The organism is Mycetocola sp. Y171 (assembly GCF_056713165.1).
On record NZ_JBWYGX010000002.1, the window covers coordinates 895,973 to 919,376 of the forward strand.

General features: G+C 65.9%; 23 protein-coding genes. 17 read left to right on the plus strand and 6 right to left on the minus strand.

Annotation, left to right across the window (positions count from 1 at the left end; genetic code table 11):
- Window positions 1-4 precede the first annotated feature (4 nt).
- Window positions 5-1,198 carry an AI-2E family transporter gene (locus AC1M2K_RS13970; protein WP_480236552.1) on the plus strand — a complete coding sequence of 398 codons (1,194 nt, stop codon included), beginning with the start codon at window positions 5-7 and terminating at the stop codon, window positions 1,196-1,198.
- Here the strand turns inward: AC1M2K_RS13970 and AC1M2K_RS13975 are convergent.
- Both AC1M2K_RS13975 and AC1M2K_RS13980 read right to left on the minus strand, forming a co-directional pair.
- The gene (locus AC1M2K_RS13975; protein WP_480241426.1) at window positions 1,161-1,958 is read right to left on the minus strand and encodes an alpha/beta fold hydrolase; all 798 of its coding nucleotides are present in this window, start codon (window positions 1,956-1,958) and stop codon (window positions 1,161-1,163) included. The genes AC1M2K_RS13970 and AC1M2K_RS13975 overlap by 38 nt on opposite strands.
- A complete protein-coding gene (locus tag AC1M2K_RS13980) occupies window positions 1,955-2,641 on the minus strand; it encodes a lysoplasmalogenase (protein ID WP_480241427.1) in 687 nt (228 codons plus the stop codon). The genes AC1M2K_RS13975 and AC1M2K_RS13980 overlap by 4 nt, the downstream gene beginning before the upstream one ends.
- A 181-nt stretch (window positions 2,642-2,822) precedes the next feature.
- Between AC1M2K_RS13980 and thrS the strand changes: the two genes are divergently transcribed.
- From thrS to AC1M2K_RS14040, 12 genes are all read left to right on the plus strand, one after another.
- On the plus strand, window positions 2,823-4,745 hold the full coding sequence (thrS, locus tag AC1M2K_RS13985; RefSeq protein WP_480237346.1) for a threonine--tRNA ligase: 1,923 nt from the start codon (window positions 2,823-2,825) through the stop codon (window positions 4,743-4,745).
- A complete protein-coding gene (locus tag AC1M2K_RS13990; RefSeq protein WP_480241428.1) occupies window positions 4,733-5,326 on the plus strand; it encodes an HIT family protein in 594 nt (197 codons plus the stop codon). The genes thrS and AC1M2K_RS13990 overlap by 13 nt, the downstream gene beginning before the upstream one ends.
- A gap of 58 nt (window positions 5,327-5,384) precedes the next feature.
- A complete protein-coding gene (gene pdxS / locus AC1M2K_RS13995) occupies window positions 5,385-6,287 on the plus strand; it encodes a pyridoxal 5'-phosphate synthase lyase subunit PdxS (RefSeq protein ID WP_480236548.1) in 903 nt (300 codons plus the stop codon).
- Window positions 6,277-6,882 (plus strand): pyridoxal 5'-phosphate synthase glutaminase subunit PdxT, encoded by a 606-nt coding sequence (gene pdxT / locus AC1M2K_RS14000; protein WP_480241429.1) that lies wholly within the window; start codon window positions 6,277-6,279, stop codon window positions 6,880-6,882. The genes pdxS and pdxT overlap by 11 nt, the downstream gene beginning before the upstream one ends.
- A 62-nt stretch (window positions 6,883-6,944) precedes the next feature.
- The gene (locus tag AC1M2K_RS14005; RefSeq protein WP_480236546.1) at window positions 6,945-7,706 is read left to right on the plus strand and encodes a YebC/PmpR family DNA-binding transcriptional regulator; all 762 of its coding nucleotides are present in this window, start codon (window positions 6,945-6,947) and stop codon (window positions 7,704-7,706) included.
- A gap of 9 nt (window positions 7,707-7,715) precedes the next feature.
- Window positions 7,716-8,282, plus strand: a complete 567-nt coding sequence (gene ruvC, locus AC1M2K_RS14010; RefSeq protein WP_480241430.1) for a crossover junction endodeoxyribonuclease RuvC — start codon at window positions 7,716-7,718, stop codon at window positions 8,280-8,282.
- A gap of 184 nt (window positions 8,283-8,466) precedes the next feature.
- Window positions 8,467-9,087 (plus strand): Holliday junction branch migration protein RuvA, encoded by a 621-nt coding sequence (ruvA, locus tag AC1M2K_RS14015; RefSeq protein ID WP_480241431.1) that lies wholly within the window; start codon window positions 8,467-8,469, stop codon window positions 9,085-9,087.
- Window positions 9,084-10,109, plus strand: a complete 1,026-nt coding sequence (gene ruvB, locus AC1M2K_RS14020) for a Holliday junction branch migration DNA helicase RuvB (protein ID WP_480236543.1) — start codon at window positions 9,084-9,086, stop codon at window positions 10,107-10,109. Before ruvA ends, ruvB begins: the two co-directional genes overlap by 4 nt.
- Window positions 10,110-10,180: 71 nt before the next feature.
- A complete protein-coding gene (gene yajC, locus AC1M2K_RS14025; RefSeq protein WP_480241432.1) occupies window positions 10,181-10,621 on the plus strand; it encodes a preprotein translocase subunit YajC in 441 nt (146 codons plus the stop codon).
- 115 nt (window positions 10,622-10,736) lie between these two features.
- Complete coding sequence (gene secD / locus AC1M2K_RS14030; RefSeq protein WP_480236541.1) at window positions 10,737-12,455, plus strand: protein translocase subunit SecD; 1,719 nt, start codon at window positions 10,737-10,739, stop codon at window positions 12,453-12,455.
- Complete coding sequence (gene secF / locus AC1M2K_RS14035; protein ID WP_480241433.1) at window positions 12,455-13,465, plus strand: protein translocase subunit SecF; 1,011 nt, start codon at window positions 12,455-12,457, stop codon at window positions 13,463-13,465. Before secD ends, secF begins: the two co-directional genes overlap by 1 nt.
- 44 nt (window positions 13,466-13,509) lie before the next feature.
- The gene (locus AC1M2K_RS14040; RefSeq protein WP_480236539.1) at window positions 13,510-15,756 is read left to right on the plus strand and encodes a RelA/SpoT family protein; all 2,247 of its coding nucleotides are present in this window, start codon (window positions 13,510-13,512) and stop codon (window positions 15,754-15,756) included.
- Here the strand turns inward: AC1M2K_RS14040 and AC1M2K_RS14045 are convergent.
- The 4 genes from AC1M2K_RS14045 to AC1M2K_RS14060 all read right to left on the minus strand — a co-directional run bounded on the left by AC1M2K_RS14045 (window position 15,735) and on the right by AC1M2K_RS14060 (window position 19,376).
- On the minus strand, window positions 15,735-16,304 hold the full coding sequence (locus AC1M2K_RS14045) for a type IV toxin-antitoxin system AbiEi family antitoxin (RefSeq protein ID WP_480241434.1): 570 nt from the start codon (window positions 16,302-16,304) through the stop codon (window positions 15,735-15,737). The genes AC1M2K_RS14040 and AC1M2K_RS14045 overlap by 22 nt on opposite strands.
- A gap of 102 nt (window positions 16,305-16,406) precedes the next feature.
- Window positions 16,407-17,093, minus strand: a complete 687-nt coding sequence (locus AC1M2K_RS14050; RefSeq protein WP_480241435.1) for a phosphatase PAP2 family protein — start codon at window positions 17,091-17,093, stop codon at window positions 16,407-16,409.
- A gap of 171 nt (window positions 17,094-17,264) precedes the next feature.
- Window positions 17,265-18,494: a DUF349 domain-containing protein gene (locus tag AC1M2K_RS14055; protein WP_480241436.1), complete on the minus strand. Its 1,230-nt coding sequence runs from the start codon at window positions 18,492-18,494 to the stop codon at window positions 17,265-17,267.
- A gap of 87 nt (window positions 18,495-18,581) precedes the next feature.
- Window positions 18,582-19,376 carry a peptidylprolyl isomerase gene (locus tag AC1M2K_RS14060; RefSeq protein WP_480241437.1) on the minus strand — a complete coding sequence of 265 codons (795 nt, stop codon included), beginning with the start codon at window positions 19,374-19,376 and terminating at the stop codon, window positions 18,582-18,584.
- Between the two features lie 148 nt (window positions 19,377-19,524).
- Here AC1M2K_RS14060 and AC1M2K_RS14065 point away from each other — a divergent pair, with 148 nt between their 5' ends.
- From AC1M2K_RS14065 to AC1M2K_RS14080, 4 genes are read left to right on the plus strand one after another with little or no spacing between them, the layout of a single operon-like run.
- Entirely contained in the window at window positions 19,525-20,478 is a 954-nt protein-coding gene (locus tag AC1M2K_RS14065) for a siderophore-interacting protein (RefSeq protein ID WP_480241438.1), read from the plus strand.
- Window positions 20,478-21,518, plus strand: coding sequence for a FecCD family ABC transporter permease (locus AC1M2K_RS14070; protein ID WP_480241439.1), 1,041 nt, complete (start codon window positions 20,478-20,480; stop codon window positions 21,516-21,518). Before AC1M2K_RS14065 ends, AC1M2K_RS14070 begins: the two co-directional genes overlap by 1 nt.
- Window positions 21,518-22,564, plus strand: coding sequence for a FecCD family ABC transporter permease (locus tag AC1M2K_RS14075; protein WP_480241440.1), 1,047 nt, complete (start codon window positions 21,518-21,520; stop codon window positions 22,562-22,564). The genes AC1M2K_RS14070 and AC1M2K_RS14075 overlap by 1 nt, the downstream gene beginning before the upstream one ends.
- A complete protein-coding gene (locus AC1M2K_RS14080; protein ID WP_480241441.1) occupies window positions 22,561-23,400 on the plus strand; it encodes an ABC transporter ATP-binding protein in 840 nt (279 codons plus the stop codon). Before AC1M2K_RS14075 ends, AC1M2K_RS14080 begins: the two co-directional genes overlap by 4 nt.
- Window positions 23,401-23,404 lie beyond the last annotated feature (4 nt).

The window sequence follows — 23,404 nt, forward strand, 5'->3', positions numbered from 1 at the left end:
CACGATGAACGCTGACAGCGACGCTCGACCCGTCACAGCCAAACCCACTCTGCGCGACCTGTGGACCGACCGGATCGGGTACCTCGGAACCCGCAGCGTCCAGCTCCTCCTCATCATCACGCTGGGCGCCGTGCTCGTGTGGTCGCTGGTCCAGATCAAGCTCGTCGTGATCCCGCTGCTCATCGCACTGATCGTGGCTGCCGCTGCTGCCCCTGTGATCATGTGGCTTCGCCGCTTCATGTCGAATCTGCTCGCCGCCTGGGCGGCCCTCCTCAGCGGAGCGCTCGTCTTCGGGGGCATCGTCACCATGATCGTGTTCGCCGTGAGGGACCAGTGGAACGAACTTGCTGCCTCGGCGGTGAAGGGCCTCGACCAGCTCCTGACCTGGCTGGAAGACGGTCCTCTGCCGATCGATCAGCAGCAGATCGACGATGCCCGTGACGCCGCCGTCGACTTCCTCACCAGCAGCCAGTTCGGTACAGGAGCCCTCGCGGGGGTGTCGGCCGCCGCGAACATCATCACCGGCCTGGTCCTGGCCATCGTCATCCTGTTCTTCTTCCTGAAGGACGGCGACACCATCTGGAACTTCTTCCTCAAGCCGCTGCACGGCGAACGCCTCGACCGCGGCGTCCGGATCGGCCACACAGGTGTCCGGGTACTCGGCGGCTACGTGCGAGGGACGGCCCTCATCGCTTTCGTCGACGCGTTCTTCATCGGGGCGGTCCTCTTCATCCTCGGAGTCCCGCTCGCCCTCCCGCTCACCGTGATCATCTTCCTCAGCGGGTTCGTCCCGATCGTCGGTGCGACGGTCGCCAGCATCCTCGCCGCGCTTGTCGCCCTCGTCGGCACCGAGAACGGCCCGCTGACAGCGCTCCTCGTCATTGCCGCCGCCATCGTCGTGAACCAGCTCGAGGGCAACTTCCTCCAGCCCACCGTCATGGCCCAGTCGCTCAAGCTGCACCCCCTCGTCATCCTCGTCGCCCTCACCGCCGGGACGATCCTCGGTGGGATCACCGGTGCCGTGCTCGCCGTACCGATCGCCGCAGTGGCATGGGCGATCGTCAAGGTCTGGAACGGGCCGGACACGTCGCTCGACCGCCCGGCGAAGAAGCGAACGAAACGCGAGAAGAAGCCTGCACCGTCCGCTGGGGCCGGGGAGACTACCGCTCCTGGCGCGTCGGCCGCTCCGGCGTCGTAGAGCCCGAGGATCCAGCCTCGAATTCCTCCAGAATCCGAGCAACCGTCTCCGCCGCAGTGTGCTGAACGACATGCGCCCCGCCCGGCACATCGACGAGTCGCCCGTCAACTGCGCGCGCGGCGAGGGCGGACGACCAACCGTGGGGTGCGATCGGATCGCGCTCGCCCCGAAGGACGAGAACCGGAACCGCTACGGACCGGATGCGATGCTCGATTCGGTAACCGAGCATCACCGGCAGTTCGGTGAGGTACCACCGGAGACCACTCCGGAGGTAGTCGGTGCCGACGATCCAGTTCGCCGTCGGGGATTCCCGGAGAACATCGCGTGCCAGGCGCATGCCCTGCTGCCACGGAGCCCGGGCACGTTCGTCCACGACGGCTCCGATGAGGACGAGTCCAGCGACGCGATCCGAGCCGCGAGCGGCGACCTCGACAGTGAACTGCGACCCCATCGAATGGCCGACCAGGATGGCCGCGTCGAGGCCTTCCGCCCTCAGGAAGGCGGACAGGAGCTCGGCGCCAGCCTCGACGGTCAGTTCGTGTTCGGGCCGTGGCGCACCGCCGAAACCCGGGAGCTCGACGGCGAACACGGTTCCTGACCGGGCGAGGAGCGTCGCCAGCCTGGTGAAGTACCTCGACGAGACTCCGATGCCATGCACAAGGACGTATTGCGGCGAACCGGGTGCCTTCCGTGCACCCCAGCGCCTGACGAGCAGGGTGAGGTCGCCGTGGACGAAACGGTAGGGGCAATTCTGAGTCATCGGATGGCTCCTGCCTCGATCGGTTCGTCGGCCCGGACAAGCAGACGCGCAATGCCCAGCGCGATGAGGCCCTGTCCGGCCAGATACGTCAGCATGACCAGGAAGTCGACTGCAGGGATCTCGATGTCGGCGACGAACGTGTTCACGGCGAGCAGGGAGTCCGAGAGAAGGAACAGAGTCGCACCGGCGACGACTGTGCCGCCGCAGCGCGTGGCGACAACGGCCATCGAGCAGATCACGAGCCCGTACACGACGACGGGGACCAGCATTCCGCCGAGGTGCGGCGCGAGAACGAGGATGAGGGCGGCGAACCAGACGCCGTAAACCAGGCTCCACCGACGGGGACGACCTACTCCCACATCGGACGAGAACAGCGCGATGTACGCAACATGGGCGAGGAGGAAAAGCACGAGGCCGATGAGGAACCACGTGCCGCCGGGGATCAGGAGGGCGAGGTCGCCCAGCCAGCTGAACAGCAGGGCACCGAGCAGCAGGATCGCAGCGCGCGACAGCGACCGGCGGAGGAACCAGATGACCGCGATCGCCAGGAACGGGATGAGAAGGGGTTTCGTCAGAGTGGTCAGGACCGGGGACGGCATGAGCTGACCGATGAGATGAATCACGCTGACGAGAAGGAACGGCGCGAAGGCCACGAGGGGGCGCGGTCGGACTGAAGCGGGCACGGCGTGTTCCTCACTCTCACGTCTTGGGGTGCACTCACTCTAGGGGCGGGCGAACGGCCACCGGGCACGCGAACGGGCGACACGGCCGACGGCGCTAAAGTTGGAGAGTCTTTTACCAAACAGAGGAGCACACCAGGTGTCTGACGGATTCGCACGATTTACCGACCGATCCGTTGTCGCAATGCGCGTCAACGGCGAGTTGAAGGATCTGGCGACGACGATCACGGACACCGACGAGGTCGAAGCGGTGACCATCGATTCACCGGACGGTCTCAGCATCCTCCGTCATTCAGCGGCCCACGTGCTCGCACAGGCCGTTCAGAAGGTGAACCCGGACGCCCGGCTCGGCATCGGCCCGCCCGTCACCGACGGTTTCTATTACGACTTCGACGTGCGTGAGGCGTTCACCCCTGAAGATCTCAAAGCGCTTCAGAAAGAGATGGACCGGATCATCCGGCAGGGCCAGCGATTCGTTCGCCGGGTGGTGTCTGATGAGGAAGCCCGCGAGGAGCTCGCCGACGAACCGTACAAGCTCGAGCTCATCGGGCTCAAGGGAGGATCGTCGGCCACTGAGGACAACGAGAACGTCGAGGTCGGGGGAGCAGAGCTCACCATCTACGACAACGTCAACCCGAAGACCGGCGAGACCGAGTGGAAAGACCTCTGCCGGGGACCTCACCTTCCGAACACCCGGATGATCGGCAACGGCTACTCGCTCATGCGTGTCGCCGCGGCGTACTGGCGCGGTTCGGAGAAGAACCCGCAGCTTCAGCGCATCTACGGGACGGCCTGGCCGACCAAGGACGAGCTTCGTGCCTACCAGGCCAGGCTCGAGGAGGCGGCGAAACGCGACCACCGCAAGCTCGGCGCCGAGCTCGACCTGTTCAGCTTCCCCGAGGAACTCGGGTCAGGGCTGCCGGTGTTCCACCCGAACGGCGGCATCATCCGGAACGAACTCGAGGGGTACTCGCGCAAGCGGCACATCGAGGAGGGCTACTCCTTCGTCAATACGCCCCACATCACCAAGGGCAACCTCTACGAGATCTCCGGTCACCTGGACTGGTACCGCGACGGGATGTTCCCGCCGATGCACATCGACGCGGAATACGATGAGAACGGCGACGTGCGCAAGGCCGGCCAGGACTACTACCTGAAGCCAATGAACTGCCCGATGCACAACCTCATCTATCGTGCAGGTGCGCACTCGTACCGTGACCTCCCGATGCGGCTGTTCGAGTTCGGCACCGTCTACCGATACGAGAAGTCCGGAGTCGTCCACGGGCTGACCCGTGTCCGCGGGTTGACCCAGGACGACGCCCACATCTATTGCACCCGCGAACAGATGAAGGACGAACTCACCGGCACCCTGAACTTCGTGCTCGGCCTGCTCAAGGACTACGGACTCGACGACTTCTACCTCGAGCTGTCGACGAAGGACCCTGTGAAGTACGTCGGAAGCGACGAGGCGTGGGATGAAGCGACGCGTACCCTGCAGGAGGTCGCCGAGGCATCCGGTCTTGAACTCGTGCCAGACCCGGGTGGAGCGGCGTTCTACGGGCCCAAGATCTCGGTGCAGGCCCGTGATGCCATCGGCAGGACCTGGCAGATGTCGACCATCCAGCTCGACTTCAACCTCCCCGAACGTTTCGAACTCGAGTACACGGCAGCGGACGGGACCCGCCAGCGCCCGGTGATGATCCACCGCGCACTGTTCGGCTCGATCGAGCGGTTCTTCGGTGTGCTCACCGAACATTATGCGGGTGCCTTCCCGGTCTGGCTCTCCCCGGTGCAGGTCGTCGGCATCCCGGTGGCGGATGAATACGGCGCATACCTGGACGACGTGATCGCCCAGCTCACCGCTGTTGGCGTGCGGGCCCACGTCGACCACTCCGACGACAGGATGCAGAAGAAGATCCGCACGCACACCAAATCGAAGGTTCCGTTCCAGCTCATCGTGGGCGAGGAGGACCGTGCGAACGGTGCCGTCAGCTTCCGGTTCCGTGATGGAACCCAGCTCAACGGCATCCCCGTGGCCGACGCCATCGCCCGGATCCGTTCCTCGATCGACTCGCGTGCGCAGGTGTCGACAGCATGGCTCGACTAGGCGTCGACGACCACAGGGAGCCGGACGAACCCGGCATCCCTGTGGCAGAGTCGGTTGAATCGAGCGCGCACCTCGCCGGCGTCCCCGACGAGTTCCAGCGGCTGTGGACCCCGCATCGGCTGGTGTACATCCAGCACGGTCAGCAGCCCCATGAGGACGACTGCCCGTTCTGCCTGGCACCGCAGATGAACGACGAGGATGCTCTCATCGTCGCTCGGGGCACGCATGCATACGTCCTGCTGAACCTGTTCCCGTACAACAGCGGTCACCTTCTCGTGTGCCCGTACCGTCACATCCCGACCTACGACCAGGCGACGCCGGAGGAAGTGGCCGAGATCGGTTCACTGACCCAGACGGCGATGACCGTCGTCCGCACCGTGTCGAAGAACGACGGCTTCAACATCGGCATGAACCAGGGCATCGTCGCAGGCGCGGGCATCGCCGGTCACCTGCATCAGCACATCGTGCCCCGGTGGGCGCAGGACGCGAACTTCCTGCCGATCATCGCGAAGACGAAGGCGCTCCCGCAGCTTCTCGGCGACGTCCGCGAGGCGATCGCCGAAGCCTGGCCGACTACCTGACCCCTGGCTCCGTCATCACGACGGCACGCCCCTCTTCAACGATCTAGGATTGAGCATTATGACTAACAGCACCAACACCGGCGAACTGGGTTCCAACCGCGTCAAGCGCGGCCTTGCAGAGATGCTGAAGGGTGGCGTCATCATGGACGTCGTCACAGCGGAGCAGGCACGCATCGCCGAGGACGCCGGCGCCGTGGCCGTCATGGCCCTCGAGCGCGTGCCCGCAGACATCCGGTCCCAGGGCGGTGTCGCACGGATGTCCGACCCCGACCTGATCGAGTCGATCATCGCCGAGGTCTCCATCCCCGTGATGGCGAAGGCCCGCATCGGCCACTTCGTCGAGGCCCAGGTCCTCGAAGCACTCGACGTCGACTACATCGACGAATCAGAGGTGCTGAGCCCGGCTGACTACGTGAACCACATCGACAAGTGGGAGTTCACCGTCCCCTTCGTCTGTGGCGCGACCAACCTCGGTGAGGCGCTCCGCCGCATCAACGAGGGTGCGGCCATGATCCGCTCGAAGGGTGAGGCAGGCACGGGCGACGTCTCGGAGGCCACCAAGCACATCCGCAAGATCAAGAGCGAGATCGCGTCTCTCACGTCGATGTCGAAGGACGAACTCTACGTCGCGGCCAAGGAGCTTCAGGCTCCGTACGACCTCGTCGCTGAGATCGCCGAGACCGGAAAGCTTCCCGTCGTCCTGTTCACGGCCGGTGGTGTCGCCACCCCGGCCGACGCCGCGATGATGATGCAGCTCGGTGCAGACGGCGTCTTCGTCGGCTCAGGCATCTTCAAGTCGGGCAACCCCGAGAAGCGCGCAGCTGCCGTTGTGAAGGCCACGACCTTCTACGACGACGCGAAGATCATCGCAGAGGTGTCTCGCGGACTCGGTGAGGCCATGGTCGGCATCAACGTGTCGGACCTCGCCGCCCCGCACCGCCTCGCCGAACGTGGCTGGTAGCGGTACGCCGCAGGTCGGGGTTCTCGCCCTCCAGGGCGATTTCCGGGAGCACGCTCTCGTTCTCCGGGGTCTCGGGGCAGATGTCATCCACGTCCGGCGCCCCGAGGAGCTCGCCGCCGTGGACGGTCTCGTCATCCCCGGTGGGGAGTCGAGCGTTCAGGACAAACTGTCGCGCGCGTTCGGTCTCGCCGAGCCCCTGAAAGCGGCCATCGCCTCAGGGCTCCCCGTCTACGGAACGTGCGCGGGGCTGATCATGCTCGCCGACCGGATCGTCGAGGGCATCGCGGGGCAGCAGACGCTCGGCGGCCTCGACGTCGCCGTCAGGCGGAACGCTTTCGGGTCGCAGCTCGACTCGTTCGAGACGGACCTCGACGTCCCCGTCCTCGGTGGACCACCGGTGCACGCCGTCTTCATCCGTGCCCCGATCGTCGAGACGGTCGGGCCGAAGGCCACCGTCCTGGCCGCACTTGCGGACGGCCGGGTCGTCGCAGTCGAGCAGGGGAACCTGCTCGGAACCTCTTTCCACCCCGAGGTCACCGGCGAAATCCGATTCCACGCACACTTTCTCGAGAAGGTACGCACACGCACACGCTGATTCCGGCGGTCGAGCGCCGCGTGATTTAGACTGATGCGGTTAGACATCCAGTAAGGGAGCACATGTCCGGACACTCCAAGTGGGCTACGACCAAGCACAAGAAGGCGATCACCGACTCTCGCCGTGCCAAGGCGTTCGCGAAGCTCATCAAGAACATCGAAGTCGCCGCGAAAATGGGCGGCGCCGACCTGTCAGGCAACCCGACCCTCGTCGACGCCATCCAGAAGGCCAAGAAGACCTCGGTTCCCAATGACAACATCGACAGGGCCGTCAAACGCGGCGCCGGCCTCTCCGGTGACTCCGTCGACTACACGACGATCATGTACGAGGGCTATGCCCAGCACGGTGTCGCCCTCCTGATCGAGTGTCTCACCGACAACAAGAACCGTGCTGCGGCCGATGTCCGCACCCTGATGAGCCGCAACGGCGGCACGATGGGCGACCCAGGAAGCGTCGCATACAACTTCGCACGCAAGGGCATCATCGTCGTTCCAGCCGCTGACACGACCGAGGACGACATCCTCGCCGCCGTGCTCGACGCCGGTGCCGAAGAGGTCGTCGACGAGGGTGAGACCTTCGAGATCATCACTGACCCGTCCGACCTCGTGGCCACCCGTACCGCCCTGCAGGAGGCCGGCATCGACTACGACTCGGCCGACGCTGCGTTCGTGCCCAACCTCAAGGTCGAGGTCGACGCGGAAACCGCACGCAAGATCTTCAAGCTCATCGACGCGCTCGAGGATTCCGACGACGTGCAGAACATCTACAGCAACTACGAGCTGTCGCCTGAGGTTCAGGCCGAACTGCACGCGCAGGACGACTAGGACCGACCGATGACCCTCCGGGTGCTCGGCGTCGACCCCGGCCTCACACGCTGCGGGATCGGGATCGTCGACGTCGAGCCCAACCGGAAGGCCAGGCTGGTTCACTACACGGTCGTGCGGAGCGACCTCGATGCTTCGATCGACCAGCGACTGCTCGTCATCGGGCGCGGAATCGACGAGGCGCTCGACGAGTTCCTCCCCGGCGCCGTCGCGGTGGAACGTGTCTTCGCGCAGCACAACCTCCGCACCGTGATGGGAACTGCCCAGGTCTCCGGGCTCGCCCTCCACGCGGCGGCTAAGCGTGGATTGCGGGTCGGCCTTCACACGCCCTCCGAGGTGAAGGCATCCATCACCGGCTACGGATCGGCAGACAAAAAACAGGTCGCGACGATGGTCGCGCGTGTTCTCGGACTCGCCGAGCCACCGCAGCCTGCGGATGCCGCCGACGCCCTGGCCATCGCGATCTGTCACGCGTGGCGCGGGGGAGTCGTGCCCGCCGGGGGAGCAGCATCCACCACCCTCACCCCGGCGCAGGAGGCCTGGGCCCGCGCGGAACGGGCCGCGCGAGGCAAGTAGGCGACGGATGAGCGTCGTGCGGCCCGCCCGTACCCGTTCATATGTCACGATGTGCGGCAACGCGCAGGCGATCACCGCATTTAGCGACCAACGAACCCCGGGCCTCACCGCGACAGCCTCACGGAGTGCACGCGTCGAGCGTGGCGGTCCGGTGTCTGTCGGATGCCCCACGTAGGCTTGAAAGGTGATTTCAAGCGTGCGTGGAACAGTGCTCTCGGCCGTCGGCGGCGACGTCGTCATCGATGTCGGCGGAATCGGCTACGCGGTGCACGTCACCCCTGAGCACGCGCTGGCGCTGCGCGTCGGCGACCAGGCCTTCATCCACACGTCGTTCATCGTCCGCGAGGACTCGATGAGCCTCTTCGGGTTCGAGACCCGCGAGCAACTCGCCGTGTTCCAGTTGCTGACCGGCGTCACCGGTGTCGGCCCGAAATCCGCCCTCGGGGTGCTCAGCGTTCTCGGTCCAGGCCAGATCGCTGCGGCCGTCGCCTCCGAAGACGATGCGGCCTTCCGCAAGGTGTCAGGGATCGGCCCGAAGACCGCGAAGCTCATCGTCGTCTCGCTCGCAGGCAAGCTCATCGCCCACACCGAGACAGCTGCGCCGGTCGCTGGCACACCGACGGGCGACAGGGTCGTCGTCGCACTCGTCGGTCTCGGCTGGTCGGAGAAGGTGGCCGGGCAGGCCGTCAGCGACGTCATCGCCGCCAACCCTGATGCAGGTACCTCGCCCGTGCAGACCCTGCTCAGGCTCGCCCTCGCACAACTCGGCCCCGCACAGCACAGCACGACCGGTGCGCGCGCATGACCGACGTCGATCTCACCAATCCCGAACCTGAGTCGGACGCTGAACTCGTCTTCGAGGGCGCCCTCCGGCCACAGAGCCTCGCCGAGTTCGTCGGCCAGACGAAGGTACGCGGTCAGCTCGAACTGCTGCTGAAGGCAGCCGCGATCCAGGGCCGCACCGCCGACCACATCCTCCTCGCCGGGCCGCCAGGACTCGGCAAGACCACTCTCGCCATGATCGTGGCGCACGAGAGCCAGAAGCCGCTCCGGATGTCGAGCGGTCCGGCCATCCAGCACGCAGGCGATCTCGCGGCCGTCCTGTCGAGTCTGGTCCCCGGCGAAGTGCTCTTCATCGACGAGATCCACCGGATGGCGCGCTCGGCGGAAGAGATGCTCTACCTCGCGATGGAAGACTTCCGCATCGACATCATGGTCGGCAAGGGCCAGGGGGCGACCTCTGTGCCCCTCGACCTGGCACCGTTCACTCTCGTCGGCGCGACCACACGATCCGGCCTCCTGCCGAATCCGCTGCGCGATCGCTTCGGTTTCACCGCGCACCTCGAGTTCTACGACAAGCCGGAACTGGAGCAGGTTCTCCACCGGGCAGCCAGGATGCTCGACTTCCCGATCGAGGCGGATGCCCTCGCCGAGATCGCCGGCCGCTGCCGCGGGACCCCGCGTATCGCCAACAGACTGCTTCGCCGCGTCCGCGACTACGTCCTCGTGCACCGGACTCCTGCCGACAAGGCGTCCGTCCGGGCCGCTCTCAACCTGTACGACGTCGACGAACTCGGCCTCGACCGCCTCGACCGCGCAGTGATGGAGATTATGCTGACGAGGTTCGGGGGAGGCCCAGTCGGGCTGAACACCCTGGCTGTGTCCGTCGGCGAAGAGGCGGAGACGGTCGAGAGCGTCGTCGAACCCTTCCTGGTCCGAATCGGCCTGATCACGCGAACCCCACGCGGCAGGATGGCCACGCCTCAGGCTTTCGCGCACTTTGGGGTACCGCATGCTCAGGGTTCTCTGCTGCCTGATGTTCTATAATTCAGATTGGCCCATCGGCCCCACTCCCTACCCTTGCGGTTGAACAACCGCGGAAGGCTTCACAAGAACTCATGGATCCCCTCAGCATTGGCATGCTTGCCATCCTCGCCGTCCTCATCTTCTTCATGTTCCGCAACGGACAGAAGCGCAAGAAGGACATGGCAGAGAAGCAGTCGAAGGTCGTGCCCGGCGCCGAAGTGATGACCAACTTCGGTGTCTTCGGCACCATCCTCAGCGTGAACGACGACAAGGTCCAGGTCGAGACCAGCCCCGGCAACGTTCTCACCGTTCACCGCCAGACCATCGTCCGCTTCCTCGACGACGAGCCCGCACCGGTCGAAGAGGCTGACGAGGGCGTCGAAGCAGACGCTCCCGAGCAGATCAACGAAGACAGCGCCGCATACCCGGCCGAGCCTGCGACGTTCCCGACCGAGCCCGAATTCGGTGAGCGCGTCGACCCGACAGAGGCCAAGCCGGCCACCGATTCACGTGAGAAGAACGCTGACCAGTAGTCTTCCTGAGGAGCGTCGCCGCTCCCAGCGCTGTTCGCAGTGATTTCGCACCATCCTCGAAGCGTCCCTCCCGCCTCCCAGCGGGTGGGGCGGTCATAGAAAGCTGAGTACGTAGTTGGCACAGTCGAAGTTGACGCCCGTCCGTAAGGCATGGCGCTCCCTGTCCTGGCTGGGTGTCATCACCCTTGCTCTCCTTGGCGTCCTTGTCGGCGGGATCCTGTGGGGCGGAGCCAGCTGGGCCCCCAAGCTCGCCCTGGACCTCGAGGGTGGAACGCAGATCATCCTGCAGCCCAATGTCCAGAGTGGCGAGCAGGTCTCGCAGGAACAGCTCAACCAGGCTGTGGCCATCATCCGCCAGCGCGTCGACGCGTCGGGTGTCTCCGAGGCCGAGGTGAACACCGAGGGCAGCAACGTCGTCGTCTCGATCCCCGGTGAAGCCGACGAGGAGACACGCAACCGCATCGAGGCCTCGGCGAAACTCGAGTTCCGGCCGGTCCTCGTGGCCGGGGAACCGTCGAACACGTTCGTCGGCGAGGACGGAACCGAAACCCCGTACCCGACACCGGACCCGTCGCTGCCGAGCACCCCGACCGCCGAGCCGACCAGCCCGAGCGACCTCAGCCAGGTCACTCCTGCACTGCAGGCAGAGTTCCAGGCATTCGACTGCAACGAGCCCGTCGAAGCCGGCGTGGTCCAGCCCGCTGACGAACCGATCATCGCCTGTGAAGCCGATGGCAGTGTGAAGTACATCCTCGGCCCGGTCGAGGTCGAGGGTTCGCAGATCACGAACGCCACGAACGGGATGCGAACCACGCAGTCGGGAGCCACCACCGGTGAGTGGGCGGTGAACCTCGTCTTCAACTCCGAGGGGACCGAGCAGTTCGCCGACGTCACCTCGAGGCTCAACGGCCTGCAGAGCCCGCAGAACCAGTTCGCGATCGTGCTCGACAACCAGGTCATCTCAGCTCCTCAGACCCTCGCTGTGATCAGCGACGGCAAGCCCGAGATCTCCGGAAACTTCACGCAGGAATCGTCCAAGACACTCGCCGACCAGCTCAAGTACGGCGCGCTGCCGATCAGCTTCACGGTGCAGAGCTCCGACCAGATCTCGGCGACTCTCGGATCCAGCCAGCTCCAGATCGGCATCATCGCCGGCATCATCGGCCTCATCCTCGTCGCCATCTACACGCTGTTCCAGTACCGCCTCCTCGGCTTCGTCACCATCGCGTCGCTCATCGTCGCCGGAATCCTGACCTACCTCGTGATCGCGATCCTGTCCTGGCGAAGCGGCTACCGACTGTCGCTGGCAGGTGTGGCGGGTCTGATCGTCGCGATCGGCTTCACGGCGGACTCGTTCATCGTCTACTTCGAGCGAATACGAGACGAACTCCGCGACGGCCGTGGGCTCGAATCGGCGGTCGAGGCCGGCTGGCGTCGTGCGCAGCGCACGATCTACGCGTCGAAGGGTGTCAACCTCCTGGCCGCCGTCGTGCTGTACGCACTCGCCGTCGGCAACGTGAAGGGCTTCGCGTTCACACTTGGTATCACCACGATCATCGACGTCATCGTCGTCGTGCTCTTCACTCACCCGACCCTGCAGTTGCTCGCAACCACCCGGTTCTTCTCCAGCGGGCATCCACTCACCGGACTCGACCCGACGGCACTCGGCGCTGTCTACCGCGGTCGTGCCCAGTTCCGCCAGCCGATCGACGTGAGCCAGTCGAAGGCGGCGAAATCCAGCCGTGAGGCAGTCAAACGCCAAACGATCGCAGAACGCAAGCAGGCCGAACTCATCGCCGCAGGCGGAAAGAAGAGCCAGGAGAAGGATTCCTAATGGCAAGCCTGACAACATTCGGCAATGACCTGTACACGGGCAAGCGCTCGTTCAACTTCGTGGGCAACCGCAAGGTCTGGTTCAGCGTCGCGATCGCCCTCGTCCTTCTCTCGATCCTCGTGCCCGTCGTCAAGGGTGGGTTCAACCTGAGCTTCGAGTTCACCGGTGGGTCGCAGTTCACGATCTCGTCCGTGGCATCCGCCGACCAGGACAAGGCGACGGATGCCGTCGCGAGCGTGGTCCCCGAAGCCGTCTCGAAAGTCACCACCGTCGGTGACAGCGCCGTACGCGTCCAGACCAGCCAGCTGACCAGTGCGGAGACCACCGAGGTCTCCCAGGCGCTTGCCGCGGCCTTCGATGTGGACGAGAGCGACGTCGCGACGTCGTTCATCGGCGCGTCATGGGGACAGGATGTCACCAGGCAGGCCATCACCGGCCTCCTGATCTTCCTCGCACTCGCCTTCATCACGATGGCGTTGTACTTCCGCACCTGGAAGATGTCTGCGGCTGCGATGATCGCACTGCTCGACGTGCTCATCATCACCCTCGGTGTCTACTCACTCAGTGGCTTCGAGATCAGCCCGGCGGCCATCATCGGCTTCCTGACGATCCTCGGCTACTCCCTGTACGACACGGTCGTGGTGTTCGACAAGATCAGGGAGAACACCAGTGAGGACGGGGAGAACGCCCCACGGACTTTCGCGGAGTCGGTGAACCTCGCCGTCAACCAGACGCTGGTGCGGTCGATCAACACCTCCGTTGTCGCGGCACTGCCTGTGGCGTCCATCCTCATCATCGGTGACTTCGTCCTCGGAGCGGAGACGCTGCGTGACATTTCGCTGTCGCTCTTCGTCGGCATCATCGTCGCCACCTATTCGACGATCTTCGTGGCAGCGCCGCTGTACGCACTGTTCCGTCAGAACGAACCGGACATCAAGAAGCGGGATGCCCGCGTCCTGGCCGCCCGTAAGCGCTCACTGGAGCAGCCCGCCGTCGTTCCGGCGATCTGACCTGCCTCATTTCCGCGAGATAATGGTACGGAAGGAGGTGACCGATGACTGAAACACAATCGTCGAGCGCCTCCCTGCGACGTCTTGTCCCTCGGATCTTCTCGAAGGCCCAGCCGGCAGGCGCCGTCGACCGGCTGGTGCGCACGGCACGGATGCACCATCCGAAGGCCGACCTCTCGATCATCGAACGTGCCTACACGGTCGCCGAGAAGGCGCACCGCGGACAGAAACGGCAGAGCGGCGAACCGTACATCACGCATCCGGTCGCCGTCGCTCAGATCCTCGCGGATCTGGGAATCGGGCCGAAGACGCTCGCTGCTGCGCTTCTGCACGACACGGTCGAGGACACCGAGTACGGGCTCGACGAGCTGAGGGCTGAGTTCGGCGACGAGGTCGCCATGCTCGTCGACGGTGTCACCAAGCTCGACAAGGTCAAGTACGGCGAAAGCGCCCAGGCCGAGACCGTCCGCAAGATGATCGTGGCGATGTCGAAGGACATCCGCGTTCTCGTCATCAAGCTCGCCGACCGCCTCCATAATGCGCGCACGTGGGGCTTCGTCCCCCCGGAGAAGGCGGCGAAGAAGGCGACAGAGACCCTCGAGATCTATACGCCGCTCGCGCACCGTCTCGGCATCCAGACCATCAAGTGGGAACTGGAAGACCTGTCGTTCGCGGTCCTCTACCCGAAGCTCTACGCCGAGATCGAAAGCCTCGTCAAGCAGCGCACGCCGCAGCGTGAAGAGCTCGTCCACCAGGTCATCGACGCCGTCAACGAAGACCTCAAGGTCGCGAAGATCCGCGGCAAGGTGGTCGGACGGCCCAAGCAGTATTACTCGATCTACCAGAAGATGATCGTGCGCGGTCGTGACTTCGATGAGATCTACGACCTCATCGGCATCCGGATCCTCGTGAACTCCGTCCGCGACTGTTACGCGGTTCTCGGTGCGATCCATGCCCGCTGGACCCCGATCCCCGGCCGGTTCAAGGATTACATCGCCACGCCGAAGTTCAACCTGTACCAGTCGCTGCACACGACGGTCATCGGTCCTGGCGGCAAGAGCGTCGAGATCCAGATCCGCACCCACGAGATGCACCAGCACGCCGAGTACGGCGTCGCGGCGCACTGGAAGTACAAAGAGAACGTCAACGGCAAGAGCGCCGGGGCCAAGGCCAACGAGAACGACATGGTCTGGCTGGCTCACATCTCCGACTGGCAGGCCGAGACCGCCGACCCGGGGGAGTTCCTCGACTCCCTGCGGTTCGAGATCGGCGCCAAAGAGGTCTACGTCTTCACGCCGAAGGGTCGCGTAATCGGGCTCCCCGCCGGGGCGACCCCCGTCGATTTCGCGTACGGGGTGCACACCGAGGTCGGACACCGCACGATGGGTGCCAAGGTCAACGGTCGCCTCGTTCCTCTGGAGACCGAGCTCAACAGCGGTGACGTCGTCGAGGTCTTCACCTCGAAGAACCCGGACTCCGGGCCCAGCCAGGACTGGCTGAGCTTCGTCAAGAGCACCAGGGCCCGCAACAAGATCCGGCAGTGGTTCACCAAGGAACGCCGCGACGAGGCGATCGAGCAGGGCAAGGATGCCATCGCTCGCGCCATGCGCAAGCAGAACCTGCCCCTGCAGAAACTGATGAGCCAGGACTCGTTCGCCGAAGTCGCAGCACAGATGCGCTACGAAGACGTCTCGGCGCTTTACGCCGCCGTCGGCGAGGGACACGTCTCGACCCAGTCGGTGCTCGAGAAGGTCGCCGCCCTGCTTCAGGGTGACAGCGAAGCCGAGGCCGAAGCCATCGACTTCCCGGTGCGCGGGCGCACGCGCAAACTGCCGCACAGCGACTCAGGTGTGCTCGTTCGTGGAGCCCCTGACATCCTCGTGAAGATGTCGAAGTGCTGCACCCCGGTTCCCGGCGACGACATCGTCGGTTTCGTCACACGCGGGTCCGGAGTGTCCGTCCACCGCAGCGACTGCCACAACGTGCAGGATCTGCTCAAGGAACCCGAACGGATGATCGACGTCGAATGGGCACCGACCTCGAAGAGCGTCTTCCTCGTGAACATCCAGGTCGAGGCGCTCGACCGGGCCGGGCTTCTCAGCGACGTCACCCGGGTGCTCAGCGAACACCACGTCAACATCCTCTCCGCGACGGTGTCGACATCGACCAACCGCCTCGCAATCAGCCGGTTCGTCTTCGAAATGGGTGACACCACCCACCTTGACCGGGTCCTCAACGCGGTCCGCCGAATCGACGCCGTCTACGACGTCTACCGCGTCAACGGCGGCTGAGCAGTCACCGCGGCGATCAGGTCGAGCGACCGTCGCCTCCCGGGCAGCGGCGTGGCGCGGACACCGACCAGATCGGAAGGCACGATCCGGTAGCGGAGAACGAGTGCCTGCAGCACGAGGAGGTCCCTCTGACCAAGAGGCTCGCGCCTGCCGATATCGAAAGCCGTCCGTGCAGGCGTCGTCACCCGGAGGGGTCCGATCCTGCACTCCTCCTCGTCGGCCAGGCTGAGCTCGCGAAGTACGAAGCGGTGCGGCAGCCGAACACCTGCCCGCTCATCGCTCCGTGCGCAGACCTCGTGGCGCGAGGGCGGAGCATCCGTCGCCCCGTGCAGCCAGGCTGCGGTGCCCCCGATCATCACCAGCCGTCCGCTCGCCACCGATCGGGGGAGCAGCGCTCCGAGCGCCCGCGCGCGGAGCTCGGGGCTGTCGGGTTCGTCAGCGCACACCCACCCATCGTCCACCGGAAAGAGCTCGCCGTCGAGGCGGGCGGCAGACAACTCGGCCCGGGGGAGTACGACCGAGGTGAGAAGCGGGGGAACGGAGAACACGGCCTACAGCATGCCTGCCTCCGAGCGGGCAGGGTGGCCACCCCGCGCTGCTGTGCACAACGCGACGCTCGACCGACCGCTGTGGACAACTCCGCTGCCGGCTCAGGATGCGGGATCCGAGGCCGCCCGTCGGCTCCGGATGGTCTCGATGCCGTACCAGACCACTGTGCCCGCGATCACGCCGAGCAGGGCGCCGGCGATCACATCGGTGAGCCAGTGGGCTTGGAGATACGTCCGGCTCCACGCCATGACGATCACCCATAGAGCACCCAGGAGCCAGACGAGCCAGTGACGCAGGACGAGTCCGAGGACCACCGCAACGGTCGCGGCCATCGCCGTGTGCCCTGAGGGGAACGAGGTGGGAACGGACTCCGCGAGCGAGCCCTCCGGCCTGGTGCGAGCAACCACCGCCGCGAGAGGCGCGGCCAGAGCCACTGATGCCACCATCGCCGCCGCGACGATGAGGGCGACGAGCTTCCACCGCATGTACAGCAGAGTGCCGACGAGAACCAGTCCGATGATGAGCATCGAGATCGGCCCGCCGATGACGGCGGGGATCCAGGCCAGCACGAGCCCGGTCTCCGTCCTCTGGTCGAGCATCAGCTCGCTCCACCACCGGTCGAGGGGCTCGGCGACGTACGACTGGCCGTAGCTGACGGCGGCCACGATCGCGAAGAGGACGACGGCCGCCGCGCACGCGATGAGCGCGAGCCGTCGTGTGCGGTCGGAGGGGGCGGCAGGCGGCTCGATCCGCCTGGACGAGCCTGATTCACGGACGGATGATGCCATCGGTCGACTCCCTGCGATCTGCCTGCGCTCGGGCCGGGTCAGCACGTGCAGGTGGAAACTGTATCGCGTGCGTCGACGATTGCGGGCGAGGCGTGCGCGTTCGCCCCCGCAAAAGTACGACGTCCCGCTGTGCGGTGCACAGCGGGACGTCGAATGGTGGGAACGTGGGAATCAGGACAGGGCGTTGAGCCAGAGCTTCCTGGCCTCGAGTGCGTCGGTGGCTTCGGCGATCTTCGCCTTGTCACCGGATGCCTTCGCATCTTCGAGTTCGCTCTCGAGCTTCGCGATGGCGGCGTTCAGCTGGCCTGCGAGCCCCTCGGTGCGTGCCTTCGTCTCGGGGTTGTTGCGCTTCCAGTGATCGTCGTCGAGCGTGCGGAGGTGCTGCTCGACCTTGCGGAGGCGGTCCTCGACGTTCTTGACCTGGTCACGCGGGACCTTGCCGATCTCGTCCCAGCGACGCTGGATGCCGGCAAGAGCCGAACGGAGCTTGTCACGGTCGTTCTCAGCCAGCAGCGGCTCTGCCTCGGCGAGGAGTTCGAGCTTCTGATCGAGGTTCCCCTGGAATTCGGCGTTGTCGTGGGCATCCACCTCGGACTTGGCGGCATAGATCGCGTCGCCCGCAGCCTTGAAACGTGCCCAGAGAGCGTCATCGTGTCGCTTGCCTGCCCGGCCCGACTGCTTCCATTCGTCGAGCAGGGCACGGTAACCGGGGATGCCGTCGGCGCCCTTCTCGATGAGGGCTTCGGCCTTCTCGATCAGCGCCTGCTTGCGGGTCTTCGCATCGCGGTGAACCGAGTCGAGTTCGGCGAAGAATGCCCGCCGATTCTGTTCGATGGTCGACTTCGCTGCACGGAATCGCTTCCAGAGGTCGTTCGCCTCGCCCTTGGGAAGCTTCGGACCCTCCTGCTGGTGGGTCTGCCACTGCGCGAACAGGGCGTTGATCTGCTCGGTGGTGTTCTTCCACTGCGCCTTCGCCGGGTCCTGGGCCGCGAGTTTCTCGGCCTCTTCGACGATCGCCGTCCGGGCGGCAAGTGCCTCGGCCACTGCGGCCTTCGCCTCTTCGCCCTGCTGTTCGGTCAGTTCGCCGACGGTCGTATCGAGAGCGGCCACCCTGGTCTTGAGGCTGGCGAGGTCGCCGACGGCGTTGGCTCCCTCGAGGTTCGTGGCGAGGTGCGCCACAGCCTTGGCGACGTCTGCGGCCGGTGCGCCGCGCTTCACGCGCTGCTCGAGCAGGGTCACCTGGCCGGCGAGGTCGACATACTTGCGTTCGAAGTAGGCAAGAGCCTCTTCTGCGGTTCCGTCAGGGTACTGGCCCACTTCGCGCCAGTCCTCGCCCTCGCGGACGAAGACGGCGCCGGACTCGTCGACGCGGCCCCATGGTTGCTGGTCTGAATTGGACACGTGCCTCACCTTGCTGTGGGTGTCGCACTCACGCGCGACCGGAAACTCTGCTCAAGCCTATTACCTCGGCGCGTGCGCCCGGCAAGGCTATTCGACGACGACGCCGGTGATCGATACGGGAATGGCAGGAGCGCCGTCGGTGGCACCGTCCGCGACACCCTTGTCCGTCACCTGGGCCTTCAGTTCGTCGAGTCCGCTCGTGACCGTTCCGAGCACGGTGTAACCGCCGGCGGAGTCCGCAGGGATGGTCGTGTCCTCATAGACGATGAAGAACTGGCTGCCCATGCTGTAGCCGTTCTCGCTCTGCCTGGCCATGGCGATCGTCCCTGCCGGGTACACGTTGTCTGCAGGTGCGTTCTCGACGGGGCCGTAGCTGTAGCCGGGGCCGCCGCTTCCGTCACCCTCCGGGTCGCCACACTGCAGCACGAAGAATCCACCACTGGTGAGGCGGTGGCAGGGGATGCCGGTGTAGAAGTCGCTCTGGGCGAGCGAGATGAAGGACGAAATACCCTGCGGAGCCGCTGCGCCGTCGAGTTCGATTCCGAGCGGGACATCGTTCACCGTGAGCGTTCCTGTCCAGGTTCGGCCCTCGGCGAGTTCGGCATCGGGGACATTGCCGACATTCTCGCCGGCGGGAGCGGTCTCGGTGGGCTCAGGCGTAGCGGTCGGCGTCGCGACGGGCGTTCCTGGTCCTGACGTGAAGTAGGCCAGCTGGGCGAACGTCGCACCCGCAACGACCACGACGATCGCGATGCTCGCGATCCAGTTGTCGCGCACCCGACGGCGGATCCGGAATTCGTGCATGGCCTGCCGGGCCTTGTAACCCTTGAGACGCTCGCGGTTCTCGCGAGCGGCACGGTCGTCGGTCTTGCTGGGTGCCACGTGGATCCTCCATGGGTGCCTGTGCGCAATCGCGCGGGAGAGGAGCCTGCGGCTTCCTCACCCTGATGAACTTTACGGTCACCGGCTGGTACCCGCCAAATGCCGGAGCGAGCTGGGGCGTTTAGGTAAGGCATGCCATACTTAGGCAATGCTTACCCTGAGCCCCGTTCCCGTCAAGGACTCGCGCCCCGCGTATCGTCCGTTCCGGGTCACCGTCGCCCGCGTGCAACCCCTGACTCCGCACTTCATCCGGGTGACCTTCACCGGGGACGAACTCGGCGCGTTCGGGGTGGACCGCCTCGACCAGCGGATGAAGATCGTGTTCCCACTCGAGGGAAGAGGTATCAGCGACTTCGGCTCCGACGACCCTGCGACGATCGCCGACGGCTCCTGGTACTCCCGCTGGCGCGGCCTTCCGGACGCCGAACGTAACCCGTTCCGCACCTACACGGTCCGCGGTGTCCGGCCTGAAGCGCGCGAGGTCGACGTCGACATGGTCGCCCACGGTGACGGCGGGCCTGCGTCGCGCTGGCTGAACCGCGCCGAACCCGGCCAGGAGGTCGTCCTCATCGGACCGGATTCGCAGAGCATCGACTCGGCCGTCGGTATCGACTGGCACCCAGGCGACGCACGCTGCGTACTGCTTGTCGGCGACGAGACCGCGGCGCCCGCCATCTGCAGCGTGATCGAATCGTTGCCTGCGGGTCGCACCGCCAGGGCGTTCATCGAAGTGCCGGCCGAATCGGACATCCTGCCGCTCGACGTGCCGCCCGGCTCGGAGGTGACCTGGCTGGCCAGGAACGACGCCGCGATCGGAGGCATCCTCGATCCTGCTGTCCGCGAATGGGTTGCCGCGAACCGGCCCGTCTACCGCGCCGCCCTCTCGTCGACCGCCCAGCAGCTCGACGACGTCGACGTCGACCGCGAGCTGATCTGGGATTCGCCCGAGGCCCAGGACACCGGAGACTTCTACGCCTGGCTGGCTGGCGAGGCATCCGTGATCAAGACGCTGCGTCGGTTCCTGGTCAGCGAGACCGGCATCGATCGCAAACGGATCGCATTCATGGGCTACTGGCGCACCGGGAAAGCCGAAGCTCAGTAATGACGACAGCTTTCGTGGCGGCGACAGTGCCACCGGTGAGGTCACGGAGTCGTCGTCGGATCGGGCTGGTCGTCTCTGTCGGCCTGCTCATACTGGTGCTCGTCCTGAGCCTGACCCTCGGCACACGGGTCACCTCCATCGACAGCGTCTTCGGTGCGTTGTTCGACCCTGTCGCCGGGAACAACGATCACCTCGTGATCCGCGAGCTCCGCGTGCCCCGCACGATCATCGGGCTCGTCGTCGGAGCTGCCCTCGCTCTCGCGGGCACACTCATGCAGGGGATCACCCGCAACCCGCTGGCGGATCCCGGGCTGCTCGGGGTCAACGCGGGAGCATCCCTCTTCGTCGTGCTGGCGATCGCCCTGTTCGGCGTCACCGACCCGTCCGGATACATCTGGTTCGCCTTCGCCGGCGCGGCCGCAGCTGCAGCGATCGTCTATGCGGTCGGCACGCTGGGGCGTGAGGGCGCGACGCCGGTGAAGCTCGCCCTCGCGGGAACGGCGCTCACAGCCGGGCTCACGTCGATCATCACCCTGCTGCTCATCACCGACATCGACACCTTGAGCAGTTACCGGTTCTGGTCGGTCGGTTCCCTGGTCAATCGCGACCTCGACACCGTGGCCGCCCTCCTTCCGTTCCTCGTCGTTGGCGCGATACTTGCCTTCGCCATCGGATCGACCCTCAACGTGCTGTCGCTCGGCGACGACCTCGCCAGGGGTCTCGGGCAGGGCGTGGGGGTATCCCGAGCGATCGCCGCGGTCTCGATCGTGCTGCTGTGCGGCGCCGCCACGGCTCTTGCCGGTCCGATCGTCTTCGTCGGACTGGTGATCCCGCATCTCGTCCGCCCGTTCACCGGGCCGGATTATCGGTGGATCCTGGCCTACTCGGCGGTGCTGGGGCCGGTCCTGCTCGTCGCCGCTGACGTCGTCGGCCGGCTCCTCAGCTACCCGAGCGAGATCGAGGCGGGGCTCGTGGTCGCCGTGATCGGCGCTCCGGTCCTCATCGTGATCGTTCGCCGGTCGAAGACGGCCGGCCTGTGATGACGTCGACCCCACAGGCAACGCTGCCCGCGCCGCTCGCGACCCACGGGAACCCGACTCGCGAACGCTGGGTCGTCGGGATCCTTGCCGTCATCGCGCTGCTCATCGCCGCGCTCAGTCTGGCGGTCGGCGCGTACACTCTGGCGCTGCCCGACCTGGTGATGACGCTGCTCGGACAGGGCGCAGGCAGTGACAACGTCATCGTCTTCCGGCTCCGCCTGCCGCGGGTGGTGCTCGGGATGCTGGCAGGCGCGGCCTTCGGGATCGCCGGGGCGCTGTTCCAGACCCTGTTGAGGAACGACCTGGCCAGCCCGGACATCATCGGCATCTCCGGGGGAGCGAGCGTGTCAGCCGCGACCGCCATCCTGATCTTCGGCGCGAGCGGCGCCGCCGTCTCCCTCAGCGCTTTCCTCGGCGCCCTGGTCGTCGCTGCGGCGATCTATCTCCTCGCCTGGCGTGACGGGGTGAGCGGCTATCGCTTCGTCCTCATCGGGGTGGGTGTCGCGTTCCTCGTCCAGGCTGCCCTCGGCTACCTCCTCACCCGCGGAGACGTGCGGGAGGTGTCACAGGCACTCGTCTGGATGGTCGGCGGGGTCGGGGGAGCCGAGTGGTCGGAGATCGCGGTGCTCGCGATCGGGCTCGCCGTCCTGCTGCCTGTCGTAGCGGTCCTGTCAGCCCGGTTGCGCATCCTCCAGCTCGGCGACGACGCGGCCGGTGGCCTCGGAGTTCCTGTGGAACGGACCCGGCTCGTCCTGCTCGTCGTCGCTGTCGCCCTGTGCGCCGTCGCGACGGCATTCGTCGGCCCGATCGCGTTCGTGGCCTTCGTCTCTGCCCCGATCGCACGTCGCATCGTCGGACACGGCTCGCTTGCGCTCGTCCCCAGCGCCCTCGTCGGAGTGGTCCTCGTGCTCAGCGCCGACTTCGTCGCCCAGCATGCACTCCCCGGCGAACTTCAGGTTCCCGCCGGCATCATCACGGGCATCATCGGTGCCCCCTACCTGCTGTGGCTGCTCGCCACCGCTGACCGAGGAGGCCGCGGCGCATGACCGGCAACCAGACACCCAGCCAGGCGAAGCCCGGCCACGACATCGAGGCGGCAGGACTCAGCCTCTCCTACGACGGCCGCGACGTGATCGCGGGCCTCGACCTCTCGATCCCTGACGGTGCAGTCACCGTCATCGTCGGCGCCAACGCGTGCGGCAAATCGACCTTCCTGCGTGGCGTGGCCAGGCTGCTCCGCCCCACAGCCGGCACCGTTCACCTGGACGGCCGCAACATCTCCACCTATCCGGCCAAGGAGTTCGCACGGGTCGTCGGCATCCTTCCGCAGTCGCCCATCGCGCCTGACGGCATCACCGTCGCCGATCTCGTCGGCAGGGGCCGGCATCCCCATCAGGGCCTGTTCCGGCAGTGGTCCAGTGCGGATCAGTCGATCGTTGCCGAAGCGATGGAAGCGACGTCGACCACCGAGCTGGCCGACCGACGGGTGGAGGAGCTCTCCGGCGGCCAGCGCCAGCGGGTCTGGATCGCCATGGCCCTCGCCCAGGACACCGACATCCTGCTCCTCGATGAACCGACGACGTTCCTCGACGTGACCCACCAGATCGACGTTCTCGACCTGCTCGCCGAGCTCAACCGCACCAGGCGCTCGACGATCGTGATGGTCCTCCACGATCTCAATCTCGCCGCGCGCTACGCCGACCACCTCGTCGTGATGGCGAATGGAGCGGTCCTCGCCAACGGCGCGCCTGCAGACATCCTCACCTCCGACCTCGTTCAGCGGGCGTTCGGCCTCGAGTCGCAGATCATCGCCGACCCCGTCTGCGGGTCACCCATGGTCATCCCCATCGGACGATTCCACCGTCCCGCCGAATCGGCTTAGGATA